The organism is Pseudomonas putida (genome assembly GCF_003228315.1).
In the GTDB taxonomy this organism is placed as follows: domain Bacteria; phylum Pseudomonadota; class Gammaproteobacteria; order Pseudomonadales; family Pseudomonadaceae; genus Aquipseudomonas; species Aquipseudomonas putida_S.
This window is the reverse complement of sequence record NZ_CP029693.1, coordinates 6,439,174-6,456,648: the sequence shown is the minus strand read 5'-3', so window position 1 is coordinate 6,456,648 and position 17,475 is coordinate 6,439,174. Positions and strand designations below refer to the sequence as shown.

The window sequence follows — 17,475 nt, the reverse complement described above, 5'->3', positions numbered from 1 at the left end:
GCCCAGACACCAAATGACTCAAGGCTTACGCAACAAATACGTATCCATGATCCACCCATTGGCCACCCGGGCCGCCTTGCGCACCCGCTCGATCTCATCCTCCACATCCCCCAGCCGGCCGCTGATCAGGATCTCATCCGGCGTGCCCAGGTAGGCCCCCCAGTAAATCTCGGTGTCCTTGTCCGCCACGTGGTGATACGAATCCTGCGCGTCGAGCATCACCACCAGGCAATCGGCATCACTCACCTGCCCCGCCGCCAGGCGCCGGCCGGTGGTGATTTCCACCGAGCGCCCGATCTGATTGAGCGGCACCTTGTGTTGCGCCGCCAGGGCCTGGACGCTGGTGATGCCGGGAATGACCTCGAACTCGAAGGCACAAGTGCCTGACGCCAGAATCGCCTGCAGGATGCGAATGGTGCTGTCGTACAGCGCCGGATCGCCCCACACCAGGAAACCGCCGCACTGGCCGTCTGCCAGTTGCTCGTTGATCAGCCGCTCGAAGGTGCGTTGCTTGGCCAGGTTCAAGTCGTCGACGCTGGAGGTGTAATCCACCTCGCCCCGCTCGCGTTCCGGACTCTGGGCTTCGACAAAGCGGTAGTCAGGATCGGTGATGTAGCGTTCGCAAATTTCACGGCGCAGATCGATCAGCTTGTCTTTGCTCTGGCCCTTGTCCATGAGGAAAAACACGTCGGCCTGATTCAGCGCCTTCACCGCCTGCATGGTGATGTAGTCGGGATTGCCGGCGCCAATGCCGATGACCAGGATTTTTTTCATCAAAGCGTTCCTTCGGGCGCGATGCCCGGCAAGCGGAGTCGCCAGCAACCATTGAACTGGAGTTCGATGGCCGACAACGGCTCCACATCAATCAGGTTGAACGCCGAACTGTGCAGCACATGTGTCAGCGCGGCGCGGATGATAAACGGATGGGTGATGGCGATGACATGTCCTGGCGACGATTGCAGTGTCGTCAGCCAGGCGACTACGCGCTCGATAACCTTCGTCACCGACTCGCCGCCATGGGGTGCGCCGTCCTGGTCGACGAGCCAGCTCTGGAGTTGTTCGGGTTCGTTCTTTTGCAGGTCCTTGATACGCACGCCCTTCCAGCGCCCGAAATCGCAATCCCTGAGTGCCTCGACAATCTCCATGTCACTGCCAAACAGCTCGGCGGTCTGCCGGGTGCGCAGTTCGGGCGCGCTCAACAGCCTGGGGGAACCCTTGGACTGAACGCTGCGCGAGCCCCTGGCCGACTGCCAATCCATCTCCAAAGTTTCGTTTGTAGGAAATCTCGCCAATTTTTGTGCGACGGTTCGAGCGTGGCAGATCAGGGTCAAACGGGTCGCCTGCACGAAAAATCTCTCTTTCGATCACTGTGATAAACGGCGTCTGGCCGCGCAATAGTGGGCAATTGTGCCGCAACATGGAGATCAGGGGGCGTTTTGTTTCAGTCGATAATGCGCTGACCGTCAGGCATTTCTTCGTACAACTACAGCTTTGTCCCACAGCTATTTAGGCAAAGGCCTACAAGGCTATTCGATATCCGCGTAGGCCTTTGGCGATGGAGCCTTCGCAGCATCATCGAGCGCTCGGAACGGCGCCAAAATTAACTAGACATGCAATAGCCATTAACTAAATACTGATTTCAAAGGATTACCGAAAATCTCATCCAGCAGGAGCCCGGATGCTCTCATTCAAAGACCCGATCGTTGATCCTGGTCTGGACTTCTCCCCGTCCAAACACCAAGCCGCTGCAGCCCCAAGACCCGTTTTGACTCACCCAGGCCCCGGGCGCCGCAAGTGGCCATGAAACCGTAAAACAAGAAAGAGCGGAGCCTGATAAGCGCCCGCCGTTTCAACGCGTGGAAACCGACAGTGATAGTCCGGTCCGGTGCACGTCACCGAACCCTTTGATACAGGAGTGCATCCATGCTGGTCTTGCGTCCAGTGCAGTTAGGCGACCTACCTCAATTACAACGCCTTGCCCGGGAAAGCCTGGTGGGCGTCACGTCCTTGCCGGACGACAGTGAACGGCTGCGTGACAAGATTCTCGATTCCCGCACCTCGTTCGAGCACGACGTCTTCAGTCCCGGTCCCGAGAGTTATTGCTTTGTGCTGGAAGACCTGGCGACCCGGTGCCTCGTCGGCTGCTCGGAAATTCTCGCCACCGCCGGCTTCAGCGAGCCGTTCTACAGCCTGCGCAACCGGCATTTCAACAGTGCCTCGCGGGAGTTGAACATCGAGCACGAGGTGCCTGCGCTGTCGGTGTGTCATGACCTCAGCGCCCACACCCTGCTGCGCGGTTTCCACATCGATGCGGCACTGGAACGCACGGCATTCTCGGAACTGCTGTCACGGGCCCGGCTGTTGTTCATTGCCGCTTACCCACGACGTTTTGCCGATGCGGTCATCACCGAGATCGTCGGTTATAGCAGCGAAGACGGTCATTCACCGTTCTGGGATGCGGTGGGGAAACACTTCTTCGATCTGCCCTATGTCGAGGCTGAACGGCTGTGCGGCCTGGAAAGCCGCACGTTTCTCGCCGAATTGCTGCCGCAATACCCGATCTACGTGCCGATGCTGCCCCAGGCCGCACAAGACTGTATTGGCAGCGTCCATCCCGATGGGCAGGAGGCCTTCGATATCCTGGCGCGGGAGGGTTTCGAGACCAACAGCTACGTCGATCTGTTCGACGGTGGCCCGACCCTGTTTGCACGCACCCATGGCATCAGATCCATCGCCGAAAGCCACACTACCGTGGCCCGACCCGGCTCGGTCATCGACGCACGCGGCCGTTATCTGGTGAGCAACGACTCACTGGAGAACTACCGGGCCATTGTCGCCGAACTCGACTACATCGCCGGTCAGCCGCTGACACTGGACGCCAGCATGTGCGCCGCGCTGAAAGTCAGCGAAGGCAGCCCGATCCGGCTGATCGCCCTGTGAGCCTCGATCTGCGCGGTAGCCCGCCTGTAGAAGGAGCGCCAGCATGATTGTCCGCCCCGTCGAGGTCACCGACTTGCCCGCCTTGAGCGCGCTGGTCCGGCAGGCAGGCCGCGGGCTGAACAGCCTGCCCGCCAACGAGGAACGCCTGAACCACCGTCTGCGCTGGGCCAAACGAACCTTCGCCGAACAGGTCGAGCGCGCCGATGCCGATTACCTGTTCGTGCTCGAGGACGACGATCAGCAAGTCATCGGCGTCAGCGCCATGACCGGTGCCATTGGCCTGCGCGAGCCCTGGTACAACTACCGGGTCGGGCTGACGGTCAGTGCGTCGGCGGATCTGGGCATCCGGCGGCAGATCCCGACCCTGTTCCTGAACAATGAAATGACCGGCCAATCGGAACTCTGTTTGTTGTTCCTGCGCCCGGATCAACGCCTGGAGGGACGCGGCCGGTTGTTGTCACTGGGGCGCCTGCTGTTTGTCGCCGAGTTCCCCCACCTGTTCGGTGACAAACTCATCGCCGAACTGCGCGGCACTGCCGATGAACGAGGCTGCTCACCCTTCTGGGACAGCGTGGGCCGGCACTTTTTCAAGAAGGACTTCAGCCATGCCGATCACCTGTCGTGGCTGGGCAACAAGGCCTTCATCGCCGAACTGATGCCACGCCAGCCGCTTTACACTTGCCTGCTCACCGAGCAGGCCCAAGCGGCGATCGGCAAGCCCCATGCGAACAGCGAACCGGCGCTGAAGATCCTCACCGCCGAAGGGTTTGCCCACCAGGGTTACGTCGACATCTTCGACGCCGGCCCGGTCATCGAGGCGCCGGTGTCGAACATCCGCACCGTGCGCGACAGCCAGTTGCTGGATTTGTCCATTGGCACGCCCGACGATCAGGCGCCGATGTGGCTGATCCATAACCGGCGCCTGGAGAACTGCCGCATCACCACCGCCGCGGCGCGACAGACGGGCCATTGCCTGACGGTCGACCGCCTCACCGCCAAACGCCTGCAATTGCAGCCCGGCGATTCAGTACGCTGCGTATTGCTGCACAACGGACAGCGCCAGGCCGTGGCTGCTTGATCGCAGCCAGCAAGGCCTTATCTTCAAGGGCAATAACGGGTCAGGGCCAAGCGCAAACGGTTGCGCGCCGGAAAAAATGGCTGCATTCACACTAAATTCGTCATCATTCCCGCCTTGCGCCCGTGATAGCCTTTAACACTTTCGGCGTTGACACTTTTGCTCAAGCCCTTCCATTTCCATTGGTGGAACCCATATGTCCAGGCTGTCTCATCAAGAATTACGCCGCAATTTCCGTCAACTGCTCGCGTCCAACACCTGCTACCACACCGCATCGGTGTTCGATCCGATGTCGGCACGCATTGCCGCGGATCTTGGGTTCGAAGTCGGGATTCTCGGCGGTTCGGTCGCCTCTTTGCAGGTATTGGCCGCCCCTGACTTTGCGCTGATCACCCTCAGCGAATTCGCCGAACAGGCCACCCGCATCGGTCGCGTCGCCCAGTTACCGGTGATCGCCGACGCCGACCATGGCTACGGCAACGCGCTCAATGTCATGCGCACCATCGTCGAACTCGAACGCGCCGGCATCGCCGCGCTGACCATCGAAGACACCCTGCTGCCGGCGCAATTCGGTCGCAAATCCACCGATCTGATCACCGTTGCCGAAGGCGTCGGCAAGATCCGCGCGGCACTGGAAGCACGCTGCGACTCGGAAATGGCGATCATCGCCCGCACCCACGCAGGGATCCTGCCAGTCCAGGAAATCATCAGCCGCACCAAGCAATACCAGGCCGCCGGCGCGGACGGCATCTGCATGGTGGGTGTGAAGGATTTCGACCACCTGGAAAAAATCGCCGAACACCTGAGCGTACCCCTGATGCTGGTGACCTACGGCAACCCGCTGCTGCGTGATGACAAACGCCTGGCCGAGCTGGGCGTGCGGGTGGTGATCGACGGCCACGGCGCCTACTTCGCCGCCATCAAGGCCACCTACGACAGCCTGCGCGAACAACGCCAGATCTTCACCCAGGCCTCGGACCTGAACGCCACCGAACTGACGCACACCTATACCCAGCCTGAGGAATACATTCGCTGGGCCGAGGAATTCATGAGCGTGAAGGAATAATCGGCAGCGGGGATTTTTTCGTCGCCTGATCTGACGCCATCGCGAGCAGGCTCGCTCCCACAGGGTTCGCACAATTCCTGTAGGAGCGAGCCTGCTCGCGATGCCGTCAGTCATAACACCGCTAAACCAAAAGCTTGAACGCCCCCCGCCCGCAATTTGGCTATACATGAAGGACAAGGGTCCAACCCATCACCTTCAGGAAGCCCATGCAGACCTTCCACGTATTGATCATCGGCAGCGGTTTTGGCGGCCAATGTGCCGCGGTGAATCTGCTCAAGGCGGGCATCACCGACTTCCGCATGCTGGAGCGGCGGGACTTTTTCGGCGGCACCTGGTGCCAGAACACCTATCCGGGGGCGGCGGTCGATGTGCCCTCGCCGCTTTACTCGCTGTCTTTCGCCCCGTACCGCTGGACGCAGATGTTCGCCGAACAGGCCGAACTGCATCGCTACACCCGCCATGTGGTGGAGCGTTTCGGCCTGCGTGAGCGGGTGGAGTTGCAGGCCAATGTCGAGCAGGTGGAATGGGACGAGGTCGAGCGGCGCTGGGCGGTCCACACCGCCAAAGGCACCTTTCATGCACAGTTCCTGATCAACGCCACCGGGCCCCTGAGTCAACCGGTGGTGCCACACTTTCCCGGCATGGAGCGCTTCAAGGGCAAGACCTTTCACACCAATCACTGGGACCACACCTTCGATTACCGGCAAAAACGCGTGGCGATCGTCGGCAGCGGTGCCAGTGCGGCCCAGGTGATTCCGGCGATTGCCCCGGACGTTGGGCACCTGCATGTGTTCCAGCGCACGCCCCATTGGGTATTGCCCCGGGCCGACCGCACGTTCGGGCGCTTGCAGCGCTGGCTGCTGGGGCTCAAGCCGGCCTACAAGCTGCTGCGCTGGATGATCTACTGGCAATTCGAAACCCGGGTGATCGCCTTCAAATACTCGAAACCGGCAGTGCGCATGGTCCAGCATCAGGCTTTGCGTTTCATCAAACGTCAGGTACCCGACGCCGAACTGCGGCGAAAACTGACACCGGACTACACCATCGGCTGCAAGCGGGTCATTCTCTCCAGCACGCTGTACCCGGCGCTGGCGCGGGGCAACGTGACGTTGCACAGCCGCGAACAAGGCATCAAGGCGATCGACGAAACCGGCATCGTCATGCAGGACGGTCAGCACATCGATGTGGACCTGATCGTCTGGTCCACCGGCTACGACGCCACCGACGGGGTGATTTCCTACCCGGTCACCGGCAGAAACGGCACGCAATTGCGCAATGTCTGGGCCGAGTATCCCCGGGCGTACCTCGGCACCAGCCTGCCGGACTTTCCCAACCTGTTTATCGTCACCGGCCCCAACACCGGCATCGGCCATACATCCGCGCTGTTCATCATCGAGTCGCAGATGAACTACATCCTGGACTGCATTCGCACGTTAAAAACACAAGGTTTGCGCAGCATCGAAGTGCGCCCCGAGGCAGAACGTACCTACACTGAAATGATCCATAGAGAAATGGAACGCACGGTGTGGAAGTCCGGAGGCTGCCACAGTTGGTATCAAAGCAAGAGCGGTCATGTGGTGGCGATGTTTCCGGGGTTCAGTTTCAGCTTTCATCGATTGACCCGAGCCCTGAAACCCGCCGACCACATATTGTCCTGATCCGTCAGAAGGAAGACGACTGATGCTTTTACTGGTAGTCGCTATCGCGGTGTTTGCGGCCTGGAGCTGGCTGAGCTACCCGGCGGTCGGGTATTGGCTTTACGACTTGAGCGTGGCGGCCGAAGCCAAGTTGTACAAGCTGCACAAGATTGTCGTGCCCATCAACGAAATGACCGTCTCGACCTGGCAGGGCGGGCCGTACGAAGCATCGAGCAATGTGCTGATGCTGCATGGCTTCAGCGCCGATAAAAATATCTGGCTGCGCTTCGCCCGGCACTTTGTCGGCAATTACCGGGTGATCATCCCCGACATCGCCGGCCATGGCGAAACCGGCTTCAAGGCCGGTGGTGGCTATGACATCCCGTTGCAGGCCAAACGCATGATCCAGTTGCTGGATGTCTGCGGGGTCGAGAAGGTCCATGTGATCGGCAACTCCATGGGCGGCTGGATCGCGGCCTGGCTGGCAGCGCATTACCCGGAACGCATTGCCTCGGTTGCCCTGTTCGACCCGGCGGGTGTGACCTCGCCCGAGCCCAGCGATCTGGAGCGCCACCTGGCCAAGGGGCACAACCCTTTCCTGATCGAATCAAGGGAAGAGTTCAGGCACTTCTATGCCATGACCATGGCCGATCCACCGTGGATGCCGCGCGTGGTGCTGGACGCCTTTGCCCATCGTTATGAACAGTCGCGCGATGAACTGGAGGAAATCTTCCGCGAATTCCGCGCCAGCCCGCCGATGGAACCGGAACTGCCGGCCATCAATGCCCCGGCGCTGTTGCTGTGGGGGCGCAAGGATCGCCTGATCGATGTCAGCAGCGTGGCCGTCTGGAGCAAGGGCATCCTCGATTTGCGGGTGGAGATCTGGGAAGGCATCGGCCACATGCCGATGGTCGAGGCGCCTGCGGGTTCGGCGCGCCTGTATCGGGAGTTTTTGGCATCCCTGCGCTCGGAAAGCCCTCAGGATCAACGGCTGCATTGAGGATGCAGTCCTTTGCAGAATGAAGTTCGTCAGAAACTTCGTTTGTCGGCGGCGCTGAAGGCTGCGATCTTTTCTCCCATCCTTCACGTCACCGCGCCAGGAACCCTGTTCATGACTCTCCCTAACTTCGTCAGCCCCGACCTGATCCGTCAACGCTTCTCCAAGGCGATGTCCGACATGTACCGCGAAGAAGTGCCGCTGTACGGCGCGCTGATGGAGCTGGTGGAACAGACCAACCGCCACGTGCTCGAAAACGACCCGCAAGTGGCGAACCAGTTGAACAGCACCGGCGAGATCGAACGCCTGGACCTGGAACGCCATGGCGCGATCCGCGTCGGCACCGCAGCCGAGTTGGCCACCCTCGCCCGCCTGTTCGCGGTCATGGGCATGCAACCGGTGGGTTATTACGACCTGACGCCGGCCGGGGTGCCGGTGCACTCCACGGCGTTTCGCGCGGTGCACGAAGCCTCGTTGCAGGTCAGCCCGTTTCGCGTATTCACCTCGCTGCTGCGCCTGGAACTGATCGAAGACCTGGAACTGCGGGCGTTTGCCCAATCGATGCTGGACAAGCGTTCGATCTTCACCCCAGCCGCACTGACCCTCATCGACCGCGCCGAATCCCAGGGCGGCCTCACCGAACAGGAGGCGCAGGAATTCGTTGAACAGGCGCTGGAAACCTTCCGCTGGCATCACAGCGCTACGGTGACCGCCGAACAGTACCGCCAACTCAGCGCCCAGCACCGCCTGATCGCTGATGTAGTGGCGTTCAAGGGCCCGCACATCAATCACCTGACGCCGCGCACCCTGGACATCGATATCGTCCAGGCGCAGATGCCGGTGCACGGCATCACGCCAAAAGCCGTGATCGAAGGCCCGCCCCGCCGCCAGTGCCCGATCCTGCTGCGCCAGACCAGTTTCAAGGCCCTCGACGAACCGGTGGCCTTCACCGATCAAGCCGACACCCAGGGCAGCCACAGCGCCCGTTTCGGCGAGATCGAGCAACGCGGCGCTGCCCTCACTCCCAAGGGTCGGGCGCTGTATGACCGCCTGCTCAATGCCGCCCGGGACGAACTCAAGGACTTCCCCAACGAAGCCAATGCCGAGCGCTACAACACCTTGATGGCCCAACACTTCAGCGAGTTTCCCGACACCTACGACGGCATGCGTCGTGAGGAACTGGCGTACTTCCGCTACTTCGTGACGGAAAAAGGCCTGGCGGCGGCCGAGCTTAAAACCTTGCCGCTTGAAGAGTTGGTCAGTGGTGGCTACCTGCGGGTGGAACCCCTGGTGTACGAAGATTTCCTGCCGGTCAGCGCCGCGGGGATTTTTCAGTCGAACCTGGGCGATGCCGCGCAAACTCATTACGGCGTGCACTCCAACCAGCAGGCGTTTGAAAAGGCGCTGGGGCGCAAGACGATTGATGAGTTGGGGTTGTATGCCGAGACGCAGCGACGCTCGATCGAGCAGTGTTTTGCGGCGTTGGCGAACTGACACCGAACTACTGTAGGAGCGAGCCTGCTCGCGATGGACGTCAACGATAACGCGCCCTTTCTGAATGAACGCGTTGTCCATGCGTCCATCGCGAGCAGGCTCGCTCCTACAGGTTTTGGGTTATTTCAGTTTTGCCAGCAACGCCTCAGCCCCCGCCTGTGACGACGCCGGATTCTGCCCGGTGATCAGCAGACCATCCGTCAGCACATAGCTGGCCCAATCCGGCCCCTTGGAAAATATCCCGCCCTTGGCCTTGAGTTCATCTTCCACCAGAAACGGCACGACATTCGTCAGTTGCACCGCGTCTTCTTCGCTGTTGGTAAATCCCGTGACCTTCTTGCCCTTGACCAGCGGCTGGCCGTTCGCGTCCTTGGCATGGCGCAACACCCCGGGGGCATGGCACACGGTCGCAACCGGCTTACCGGCGTTGTAGAACGCCTCGATCAGGGCGATCGAGTGCTTGTCTTCGGCCAGATCCCAGAGCGGGCCATGCCCGCCGGGATAGAAGACTGCGTTGTAGTCACCGGCATTCACGGAACTGAGCAGGACGGTCGAGGCCAAGGCCGCCTGGGCAGCGGGATCCTTGCGATACCGCTCGGTCGCCTCGGTCTGGAAATCGGGCTCGTCGCTTTTCGGGTCCAGCGGTGGCTGGCCGCCCTTGGGCGAGGCCAGGGTCAACTGCACGCCGGCATCCTTGAAGGCGAAATAGGGTGCTGCGAATTCTTCCAGCCAGAAACCGGTTTTCTTGCCGGTATTACCCAGTTGATCGTGGGACGTCAGAACCATCAGGATTTTCATCTCGTCTTCACTCCATCTCGGGATTGCGGGAATGCGCAAGGCGTTGCGCGTTGAGCCTGGCATGTGACCGTCGTGCGGGACTGTTTGTTCGGCCTGCAAGGCGATTGAACACGGTGCGCCTAAAGCCGCTTTTTGTCGCGTTGTTTTCCATGCCGATTGTCGTGAAAACGGGAACTTGCGGTGCCAACAGAAGGCGTAAAACAACTAGCCGATTATTGTCGGACAATTTTCCCGCGCGTCACTTCCACGCAATAGATGAGCAATAAAAAAGGGTGATCAAAATGATCACCCTTTTTATCTGGAGTCGCTGGAAGTTCACGGCGAGCTCCACGATGGTGTCCGCCCAGTGCAATGGCCTCGGCATTCCATGCACTGGTAAAGAGCCGTGACACTGGGCGAACGGGGCGTATTTTAATGGAACTCGCGGCAGAAGTCCGCGACTTAAATGCGAAATTTGTAGATACACATTTTAACAATTACCGGCTTTGTAATGATCCAGTCCTGATAATTAGAACTCACCAGCCAGTTCATAAAGGTGAATATTCCTATACAACAAGTTGTACAAAAATCACCTTTTCACGCCCAACTTCCGCTGTTACCGAAAACTGTCAAAGGGTCGACAATATTCACGATGTTGAGGCTACTCAGGCGTGCGGATCGTCAACTGCCCACGCCACGTTGATGGCCGGCGAGTCCTTGTGGGATTGCTCTGCCCTGGCATTCAGGTCCTGCCACTGCTCGAGGTCAATGGCGCCCAGCCCCAGCAGATCATCGGCCAGGCGCAGCAGTTCAATGAAGTAGGCGTCGGGTGACTGTTGCCAGTAAGCCTCATCTTCGAACACGCGCTGCCATGTGTTGAGGTCGGGTGGAGTGAGGTCTTCACGCATGGCGGGCTCCGATGGAAGAATTCCTCCAGTAGAGGGCCAGAATGCCACCAGAGTTCAACACGATTGCATTTGATTCTTTCTCTCAAATCCTCCATTCCCTGTAGGAGCGAGCATGCTCGCGATGAAAGCAAGAACACCGCGTAGTGTCAGGCATCCCGCGTCATCGTTAACGACCATCGCGAGCAGGGCTCGCTCCTACACAGTAAGTACCTGTAGGAGCGAGCATGCTCGCGATGAACGCAAAGACACCGCGTAGTGTCAGGCATCCAGCGCCATCGTTAACGACCATCGCGAGCAGGCTCGCTCCTACAGTGGAATACAAGGTTAATAGCCGGTCATTTCCAGGTAGCCCTGCCCGCCCTGGCTTCCGCTCAGGCGCACGGGGCCTTCCCAGTAGGGAATGCGCAAATCCATCCAGGCGTTGGGGTTGAGGGCGTCGATGACGATGTCGAACTGTTTGTCGGGAATCCGGATAGCCCAGCGTACCGGCATCGAGCGCCCGGCGACCCGGGCGGTGTCCTGCGGGATCAGTTGTATGTCGGTACCGTGCAGCAACTGCGTCCGGCCCTCGGCGTCGATCCAGGTCCCGGTGAGGTAAGGCGCTCCGTCCTTTTGCCGCATGCGGTAGAGCATCACCTGCTCGCCGCTGTCCAGGTGCAGGGAAAACCAGTCCCAACCGGTCTGGTTGGCGGTCAGCGGCTGACTGCTCCATTCACGGTCGAGCCACGCCGGGCCGCTAACCTGATAGCGCTTGCCGTCGATCTCCAGCGTGCCACTGGCCTGAAAAAACGGCTGACTGTAGTAATACGACGCCTGGCCCTGTTCCGATTTCTGGCTGAAGCCCTGCTCCCCTTGCAGCACCAACGGACGATTGGCCGTCAGCCGCAGTTGGTAGCTGAACGTCTTGTCCCGGGCAGTGAGTTGCAGGTCCGCCAGCGGGTCGGCGTCGCTCGACTGGCTGGAGAAACGCCAATCATCGATCCACGCATTGAACGGTGTCAGGCTCACCCCGGCCTGCCCCACGCCACCACGGGCATAACGTTCAGCGGCGTGGTGGACCGTCGCAGAGGTGACCGCCGCATGACCGAGCCAGAGTGCCTGGTTCTCCCAGCCCGTCACCTCGGGTGTGGCTTTCAGGGCGCTGCGAAACAGCGTCCATTGCGCGCCAAATTCGTTGCCCTGCTCGTCCTTGAGGTTGGCGGTGACGTACCACCACTCGATGCGAAAGCCGTCATGGGGTCCGTGATCCGCCGGGAAGCTGAACGCCCGACCGGGTACCACGGGAGTGAAGGCAGCCGCCTGATTGCCCAGCCCCGCGAAGCCTTTTTCCTCGGTCGGCGGTTGATCGCAGCCGCTCACGAGCAGCGCCGCCAGCAATACCGCGAACTTAATCCTCATGGGCAAACGTCCTCAAAAGGTCCGCCGGTTGCGTGCGATACAAGGCGTACAGCGGCCAGGCCGAGGCCAGCAAGGTCGCTATCACTGCCAGCCCCATCAACTGCAGCAGTTGCAGGGGAAATACCCGCAGTGGCAGACGCCAGCCGAAGGCCTGGACATTGATCACCGCATCCAGGCACCAGGCCAGGGCGATGCCCAAAGGCAGCGCCAGCACCAGCGTCAACAGCGCCAGCAACCAGGTCTGCCCCAGATTGAGCAGCATCAGTTGCCGGCGCGTCACCCCCAGCGCCCACAGCGGCGCCAGTTGCCCCAGCCGACTCTGGCTTTGCGTCAGCAGACTGATGAACAACGCCACACCGGCCACGCAGAGCGTCAGGCTGTTGAGTGCAGCGGTGGCGGCGAAGGTGCGTTCGAACACTTGCGTGGACCAGCCCTTGAGCCGCGCCTGATCGACGATGCGACTGTCCTCCAGGGCGAAGCGTGCCTGCAACGCGCTGACGAATGGGCTGATCAATGCCGGCTCGATCCGCAGGTTGAAACGGTTGGGCGCCAGTTGCGGCCAGCCGCGCAGCAAGTGATTGACGTTGACCAGCATGTGGCCCTTGGGATTGCCGTAGTCGGCATAGATCCCGACGATGCGCGGCGACCACGGGCCATTGGGCGTGGCAATCGTCAGGTGATCGCCCAGTTGCACGCGCAGGCGCCGGGCCAGTTGTTCGCTGAGCATCATGGCGTCGTCGGTGGCCAGGCGTTCCCAGGGTGCATCGCCCAAGGCTTCGAGCAGCGGCCAGTGCTGCCGGTAAGTCGGGTGATCGATCACGCCGAAGATGTCCGTCGGCCAGCCTTGCACCTGAATCGACACCTGCCAGTTGGGCAACACAGCCGTGGGCTGCGGCTGCTGCTTGAGCCATGTGTACAGCTCCCGGGCCTGGGCCGGGTTTTGCGGGTTGAGGTAGAGCTCGGCGGTCAGCCGTTGTTCCAGCCAGTTGCTGAAGGTTTCGCGAAAACCGGCGGTCATGCTGCCGGCACCGATGTTCGCCGCCAGTGCCAGCAGCAGCGCCATCAATGCCAGGCTCAGGGCCGGCAGTTGCTGACGGCAATCGGCGACGAACCACTGGCCCAGCACCGAACGACTGCGCCCCGGCAAGCCGTCGAGCACGGCATTGAGTACCACCGGCAACGCCAGGGCCGCACCCAGCAACAACGCAGCCATCAGCACGAAACCGCTGGCCAGGCTGTCACCGCGCAACAGCGCCAGCACTGCGATCGCCAGCACCAGCGCCGCCACCCAGGCCTGGCGTCGCAACCAGCGCGCGTGAGCCTGGTGCCAGGCCTGCGGATCGGCCAGGGCCAGCAATGGCAAGCGCGCCGCGCGCCACAGACTGTTGGCCCCGGCGAGCAAGGCGCCGAGCAGGCCCAGGCCGACGCCACCCAGCCACCACAGCGGGCTCAGGGTCAACTGCCCCGCCACTTCGGCGCCGTACAAGCCACGCAGGCTGGCGGCGACATCCGGCAGCAGCACGCTGGCCAGCAGGTAGCCGCTGACCACGCCCGCCACACCACCGATCAAGGCCAGAGCGGCCAACTCGACCGCCAGGCAGCCAATCAACATTCGCGCGCTGACCCCACAGGCACGCAAGGTTCGCAGCAGGCCGCGACGCTGTTCCAGCGCCAGCCCGATGGCGGCGTGCACAATGAACAGCCCCACCACGAACGACAGGAATCCCAGCGCGTCGAGGTTCAGGTGAAAGCTTTCGGTCAGGCGCGCCAGATTGTTTTCTTCGCCGCTGCTCTTGTACTGCAGTTGATCGCTCAGCGCTTCGGGCAAGGTCGCCGTGAAATCCCTGGGCAGCAGCAAACGCGAGATCTGGCCCGGCAAATCGAGGACTTGCTGGGCAAAGCCGATGTCGACCAGCAACACGCCGGGGGCCATATCCGTCTGCGCCTTCAAGGGTGGCAATGCCTGGCCGTTGAGCGCTTGCGGGCGGTCTCCTACTTTCAGTCCCAGCGCCTGCAGGGTCTGCGGGGAAATCCAGGTGCTGCCAGGTGGGGTGAAGAAGTCGACGACCTGCTCGATGGCCATCGTCTGCCCGGCCACCGCACCGCCCGCCGGCAGCGACACCGGTTCGATGCCCATCAGTTGCAGACGCTGGTCCTCGTGCCCCTTTAGCGTCAGGCGCCCTTGCAGCACCGGCGACACCGGCCAACCGGCGCGTCGCAGGTCGACAAACCATTGTTGGGGGAAGGTCGCGCTGGCGGGCGCGCTGAGACTGGCCTGGGGTTCGCCGCCGATCAACTGGCTGGCTCTGGCATAGCTGTCCCGCGCCTGACTGTTCAGCGCCTGTACGCCGATCAGCAGGCTGGTGGCCAGCCACAGCCCGGTCAGAACACTGAAAAACTGCACCGGGTGTTGCCGCCAGTGGCTCAGCAACGCCAAGAGGGTCTGGCGGAAAATGTGCATCTCAGCGCCCGTCCACAGCGGCCAGGCGACCGCCGTGCAGCACCACTTTTTCCGCCAGTCGCGCGGCGACACCGGGGCTGTGGGTGACCATCAACAAGGTAGTCGGGCTGTCATCGAGCAGTTCCAGAAGCAGTTTGAGCACCTCCGCGCTGGTGGCTTCATCGAGGCTGCCGGTGGGCTCGTCGGCCAACAGCAGTTTCGGTTGCGAGGCCAGCGCCCGCCCCAGTGCCACCCTTTGCTGCTGGCCACCGGAGAGTTGTTCCGGGTAACGCCGCAGCACATCCGCCAACCCCAGGCGCTGCACCAGATGTGCCTGCCAGCGCGGGTCATGGCGCCCCGCAAGCCTGGCCTGAAACGCCAGATTGTCCTCCACACGCAAGCTGCCAATGAGGTTGAACTGCTGGAACACCAGGCCGATTTCCGTGCGCCGCCAGTTCGCCAGCTGCCCTTCGCTCATCTGCTCCAGCCGATGGTCGCCGCTGCGGATGCTGCCGCGATCCACCTTGTCCAGCCCGGCAATCAGGTGCAGCAAGGTGCTCTTGCCACTGCCCGACTCGCCCATCAGCGCCAGGCTGCTGCCGGGTTTCAGGCTCAAGTCGACACCTTGCAGCACCGGCAGCGGGCCTTGCGGGGTGGCGTAGCTTTTGAAGACATCCCGGACTTCAAGCATGAAAAAAACCTGTTCGACGAGCGTGGGCCAAGAATAGCGGCCCAGACCGGTTTTTGTCCGTTGCCGGCTCCGGACGTGCCTGAACCTGTGTCAAAACGGGTGGGAAGCACTGGGTTTTTTCCCATGAGGAACTACTGTGGATGGAGCGCGATCGGCTCAGTCCGATGCCTGAGGTTGCCGCACCCATCGACATTCTCATGGAGGGCGAACATGCCACAGCAAGTCATAGTCAACGCTGACGATTTTGGCCTGAGTGCCTGTGAAAACGCGGTGATTCTGGGCGCCTTCCAGGCCGGGATCATCAGTTCCGCCACCGCCATGGCCAACACGCCGGCCTTCACTGCCGCCTGCTCCCTGGCGCAGCATCCATTGCTCGAAGGACGCATCGGCCTGCATTTCAACCTCACCTACGGCCGCCCGCTGAGCCGGCGCATCCTCACCCGTCAGAGCTTCTGCGATCACAGCGGCGTGTTCGACTTCAACCTGCGCCGCAGCCGTCTCTGGCTCGGTCATCAGGATCGCCTCGCGGTACAGGAAGAACTCGAGGCCCAGTGGCAGCATTTTGTGGATCACGGCGTGCGTCCCAGCCATCTGGATTCCCATCAGCAGGTGCACAACATCTGGCCCGTCGGCGAGATCGTCGCGCGCTTCGCCGCCCGCCAGGGGGTGCCCGTGCGACTGGCGCGCAACCTGGGGCAGAACCAGAGCCTGCGCAAACGCCTGTACAAGCAGTTGCTCAATCATCGCTTGAACCGACTGGCCGGTGCCACGGCCGACTACGTCTGCACGCCGCAGGATCTGCGCAACGCCGAACCACCCAGCGAAGGCCTGCTGGAAATCGTCGCCCACCCCAGCCAGCTCGGCGCCGATTTCGGCGATGCCGGCCTGGATCAGGGCGAGTCCTTGAGTGCGCTGCTGGAACAACGATTGCCGGGTGTGCCGAGGGTTCCCTATAGCGCTGTTGGCCGCGCGGAGACGTTCGTGGAACAACACTGAACTGTAGGAGCGAGCCTGCTCGCGATAGCGTCCGTTCAGCCGCCCACGATGTTGAATTCAATACCGCTATCGCGAGCAGGCTCGCTCCTACAGGAGTTCTACTGCGTACACGGAATCCGTGTTCGACACTGACCAACCTGTGGGAGCGGGATTGCCCGCACTTTCCTCAGCGCTGCGCCACCAGGGTAAAACACATCGGCAATTGCGCCTCTCGCCGTTCATAGCGGTCGTACAGTTCTTCACGGTTGGAGTGCGGATACTCCTTGAAATGGCGGATGTTCAGCCCCGCCGCGATGGCGCTGCCAAACAGGTCACCCAAGTTGTGGACATACCAGTACGACGGTGCAGCCTGTTGTCGGACTTTGCCTTCATAGACGATCGGCTCGGTCTGCACAAAAGGCTCGCGACGGAAGTAGGAGCTGGCCAGGGCATAGGGATCGGCGGCTTCGGGGTCGAACATTTCCAGGAACGGGTGGGTTTCGTACACCACCAGCGTCCCGCCCGGCTTCAGGACTTGCGCCACATGGCGAAAGAATTCACCGATGTCCGGCATCCAGCCCAAAACGCCGATGGTGATCAACGCCAGGTCAAAACGGCCCTGCAACGTGGACGGCAAATGATGAATATCGGCCTCGATGAATTCGGGCCGGTGGGGTGAGCGTGATGCCAGTTCCCGGGCCTGGTCGAGAAAGGCCACCGACTGATCGACGCCCACTACATCTCGCGCGCCCAAGGCAAACAGGGAGAGACTTTCACGGCCATTGTTGCAGCCCAGTTGCACCATCTCCTTGCCGTCGACACCCACTTCGGTCAGTAGTCCGGTCAGGGTGTCATCCAGACAGGAAAAATCCTCATGGGCCACGGCGCTCAGCAGCACCTGCCAATCCGGGTTGTCCTTGTGGTGGCGAGCGGAGTCGTTCCAGGCATCGCGATTACTGGCGATGGCTTGTTGTTTTGTCGGCAGTTCCATTTGCGCGCGTCCTATCGAATGTTTGACTCACCACTGTAGCAATTGGCGACGCCTGCGGCTCCTGTAGGAGCGAGCCTGCTCGCGAT

15 protein-coding genes are annotated in these 17,475 nt (G+C 61.4%); 7 read left to right on the top strand and 8 right to left on the bottom strand.

Annotated features, from left to right (window positions below; all coding sequences use genetic code 11):
- Nucleotides 1–18 precede the first annotated feature (18 nt).
- On the bottom strand, nucleotides 19–774 hold the full coding sequence (gene cobF / locus DKY63_RS30330) for a precorrin-6A synthase (deacetylating) (protein ID WP_110967498.1): 756 nt from the start codon (nucleotides 772–774) through the stop codon (nucleotides 19–21).
- Nucleotides 774–1,346, bottom strand: a complete 573-nt coding sequence (locus tag DKY63_RS30325) for a histidine phosphatase family protein (RefSeq protein WP_110967497.1) — start codon at nucleotides 1,344–1,346, stop codon at nucleotides 774–776. Before DKY63_RS30325 ends, cobF begins: the two co-directional genes overlap by 1 nt.
- A 577-nt stretch (nucleotides 1,347–1,923) precedes the next feature.
- On the opposite strand from DKY63_RS30325, the gene DKY63_RS30320 reads away from it, so the two are divergent.
- The 6 genes from DKY63_RS30320 (at nucleotide 1,924) to hglS (ending at nucleotide 9,209) form a co-directional block, all read left to right on the top strand.
- Nucleotides 1,924–2,940: an arginine N-succinyltransferase gene (locus DKY63_RS30320; protein ID WP_110967496.1), complete on the top strand. Its 1,017-nt coding sequence runs from the start codon at nucleotides 1,924–1,926 to the stop codon at nucleotides 2,938–2,940.
- 43 nt (nucleotides 2,941–2,983) lie between these two features.
- Nucleotides 2,984–4,018, top strand: a complete 1,035-nt coding sequence (gene astA, locus DKY63_RS30315; RefSeq protein ID WP_110967495.1) for an arginine N-succinyltransferase — start codon at nucleotides 2,984–2,986, stop codon at nucleotides 4,016–4,018.
- A gap of 193 nt (nucleotides 4,019–4,211) precedes the next feature.
- A complete protein-coding gene (locus DKY63_RS30310) occupies nucleotides 4,212–5,081 on the top strand; it encodes an isocitrate lyase/PEP mutase family protein (RefSeq protein WP_110967494.1) in 870 nt (289 codons plus the stop codon).
- A gap of 206 nt (nucleotides 5,082–5,287) precedes the next feature.
- Nucleotides 5,288–6,739: a flavin-containing monooxygenase gene (locus tag DKY63_RS30305; RefSeq protein WP_110967493.1), complete on the top strand. Its 1,452-nt coding sequence runs from the start codon at nucleotides 5,288–5,290 to the stop codon at nucleotides 6,737–6,739.
- Between the two features lie 22 nt (nucleotides 6,740–6,761).
- Nucleotides 6,762–7,718, top strand: a complete 957-nt coding sequence (locus DKY63_RS30300; protein ID WP_110967492.1) for an alpha/beta fold hydrolase — start codon at nucleotides 6,762–6,764, stop codon at nucleotides 7,716–7,718.
- 111 nt (nucleotides 7,719–7,829) lie between these two features.
- Entirely contained in the window at nucleotides 7,830–9,209 is a 1,380-nt protein-coding gene (hglS, locus tag DKY63_RS30295) for a 2-oxoadipate dioxygenase/decarboxylase HglS (RefSeq protein WP_110967491.1), read from the top strand.
- A 120-nt stretch (nucleotides 9,210–9,329) separates the two neighbouring features.
- On the opposite strand, the gene DKY63_RS30290 is transcribed toward hglS, so the two are convergent.
- The 5 genes from DKY63_RS30290 to DKY63_RS30270 form a co-directional block, all read right to left on the bottom strand.
- The gene (locus tag DKY63_RS30290; protein ID WP_110967490.1) at nucleotides 9,330–10,007 is read right to left on the bottom strand and encodes a type 1 glutamine amidotransferase domain-containing protein; all 678 of its coding nucleotides are present in this window, start codon (nucleotides 10,005–10,007) and stop codon (nucleotides 9,330–9,332) included.
- Nucleotides 10,008–10,651: 644 nt separating this feature from the next.
- Complete coding sequence (locus DKY63_RS30285) at nucleotides 10,652–10,894, bottom strand: hypothetical protein (RefSeq protein ID WP_110967489.1); 243 nt, start codon at nucleotides 10,892–10,894, stop codon at nucleotides 10,652–10,654.
- Nucleotides 10,895–11,218: 324 nt separating this feature from the next.
- A complete protein-coding gene (locus DKY63_RS30280) occupies nucleotides 11,219–12,292 on the bottom strand; it encodes a lipocalin-like domain-containing protein (protein ID WP_110967488.1) in 1,074 nt (357 codons plus the stop codon).
- A complete protein-coding gene (locus tag DKY63_RS30275) occupies nucleotides 12,282–14,753 on the bottom strand; it encodes an ABC transporter permease (protein WP_110967487.1) in 2,472 nt (823 codons plus the stop codon). Before DKY63_RS30275 ends, DKY63_RS30280 begins: the two co-directional genes overlap by 11 nt.
- A 1-nt stretch (nucleotide 14,754) precedes the next feature.
- Nucleotides 14,755–15,423, bottom strand: coding sequence for an ABC transporter ATP-binding protein (locus tag DKY63_RS30270; protein ID WP_110967486.1), 669 nt, complete (start codon nucleotides 15,421–15,423; stop codon nucleotides 14,755–14,757).
- A 210-nt stretch (nucleotides 15,424–15,633) separates the two neighbouring features.
- On the opposite strand from DKY63_RS30270, the gene DKY63_RS30265 reads away from it, so the two are divergent.
- The gene (locus DKY63_RS30265) at nucleotides 15,634–16,419 is read left to right on the top strand and encodes a ChbG/HpnK family deacetylase (RefSeq protein ID WP_110967485.1); all 786 of its coding nucleotides are present in this window, start codon (nucleotides 15,634–15,636) and stop codon (nucleotides 16,417–16,419) included.
- Nucleotides 16,420–16,585: 166 nt separating this feature from the next.
- On the opposite strand, the gene DKY63_RS30260 is transcribed toward DKY63_RS30265, so the two are convergent.
- Nucleotides 16,586–17,389, bottom strand: coding sequence for a class I SAM-dependent methyltransferase (locus DKY63_RS30260; protein ID WP_110967484.1), 804 nt, complete (start codon nucleotides 17,387–17,389; stop codon nucleotides 16,586–16,588).
- Nucleotides 17,390–17,475 lie beyond the last annotated feature (86 nt).

Coding starts and splice junctions, on each gene's coding strand:
- DKY63_RS30320 (WP_110967496.1), top strand. CDS start 1,924: ATGCTGGTCTTGCGTCCAGTGCAGTTAGGCGACCTACCTCAATTACAA.
- astA (WP_110967495.1), top strand. CDS start 2,984: ATGATTGTCCGCCCCGTCGAGGTCACCGACTTGCCCGCCTTGAGCGCG.
- DKY63_RS30275 (WP_110967487.1), bottom strand. CDS start 14,753: ATGCACATTTTCCGCCAGACCCTCTTGGCGTTGCTGAGCCACTGGCGG.
- DKY63_RS30265 (WP_110967485.1), top strand. CDS start 15,634: ATGCCACAGCAAGTCATAGTCAACGCTGACGATTTTGGCCTGAGTGCC.
- cobF (WP_110967498.1), bottom strand. CDS start 774: ATGAAAAAAATCCTGGTCATCGGCATTGGCGCCGGCAATCCCGACTAC.
- DKY63_RS30305 (WP_110967493.1), top strand. CDS start 5,288: ATGCAGACCTTCCACGTATTGATCATCGGCAGCGGTTTTGGCGGCCAA.
- DKY63_RS30285 (WP_110967489.1), bottom strand. CDS start 10,894: ATGCGTGAAGACCTCACTCCACCCGACCTCAACACATGGCAGCGCGTG.
- DKY63_RS30260 (WP_110967484.1), bottom strand. CDS start 17,389: ATGGAACTGCCGACAAAACAACAAGCCATCGCCAGTAATCGCGATGCC.
- hglS (WP_110967491.1), top strand. CDS start 7,830: ATGACTCTCCCTAACTTCGTCAGCCCCGACCTGATCCGTCAACGCTTC.
- DKY63_RS30270 (WP_110967486.1), bottom strand. CDS start 15,423: ATGCTTGAAGTCCGGGATGTCTTCAAAAGCTACGCCACCCCGCAAGGC.
- DKY63_RS30300 (WP_110967492.1), top strand. CDS start 6,762: ATGCTTTTACTGGTAGTCGCTATCGCGGTGTTTGCGGCCTGGAGCTGG.
- DKY63_RS30290 (WP_110967490.1), bottom strand. CDS start 10,007: ATGAAAATCCTGATGGTTCTGACGTCCCACGATCAACTGGGTAATACC.
- DKY63_RS30280 (WP_110967488.1), bottom strand. CDS start 12,292: ATGAGGATTAAGTTCGCGGTATTGCTGGCGGCGCTGCTCGTGAGCGGC.
- DKY63_RS30310 (WP_110967494.1), top strand. CDS start 4,212: ATGTCCAGGCTGTCTCATCAAGAATTACGCCGCAATTTCCGTCAACTG.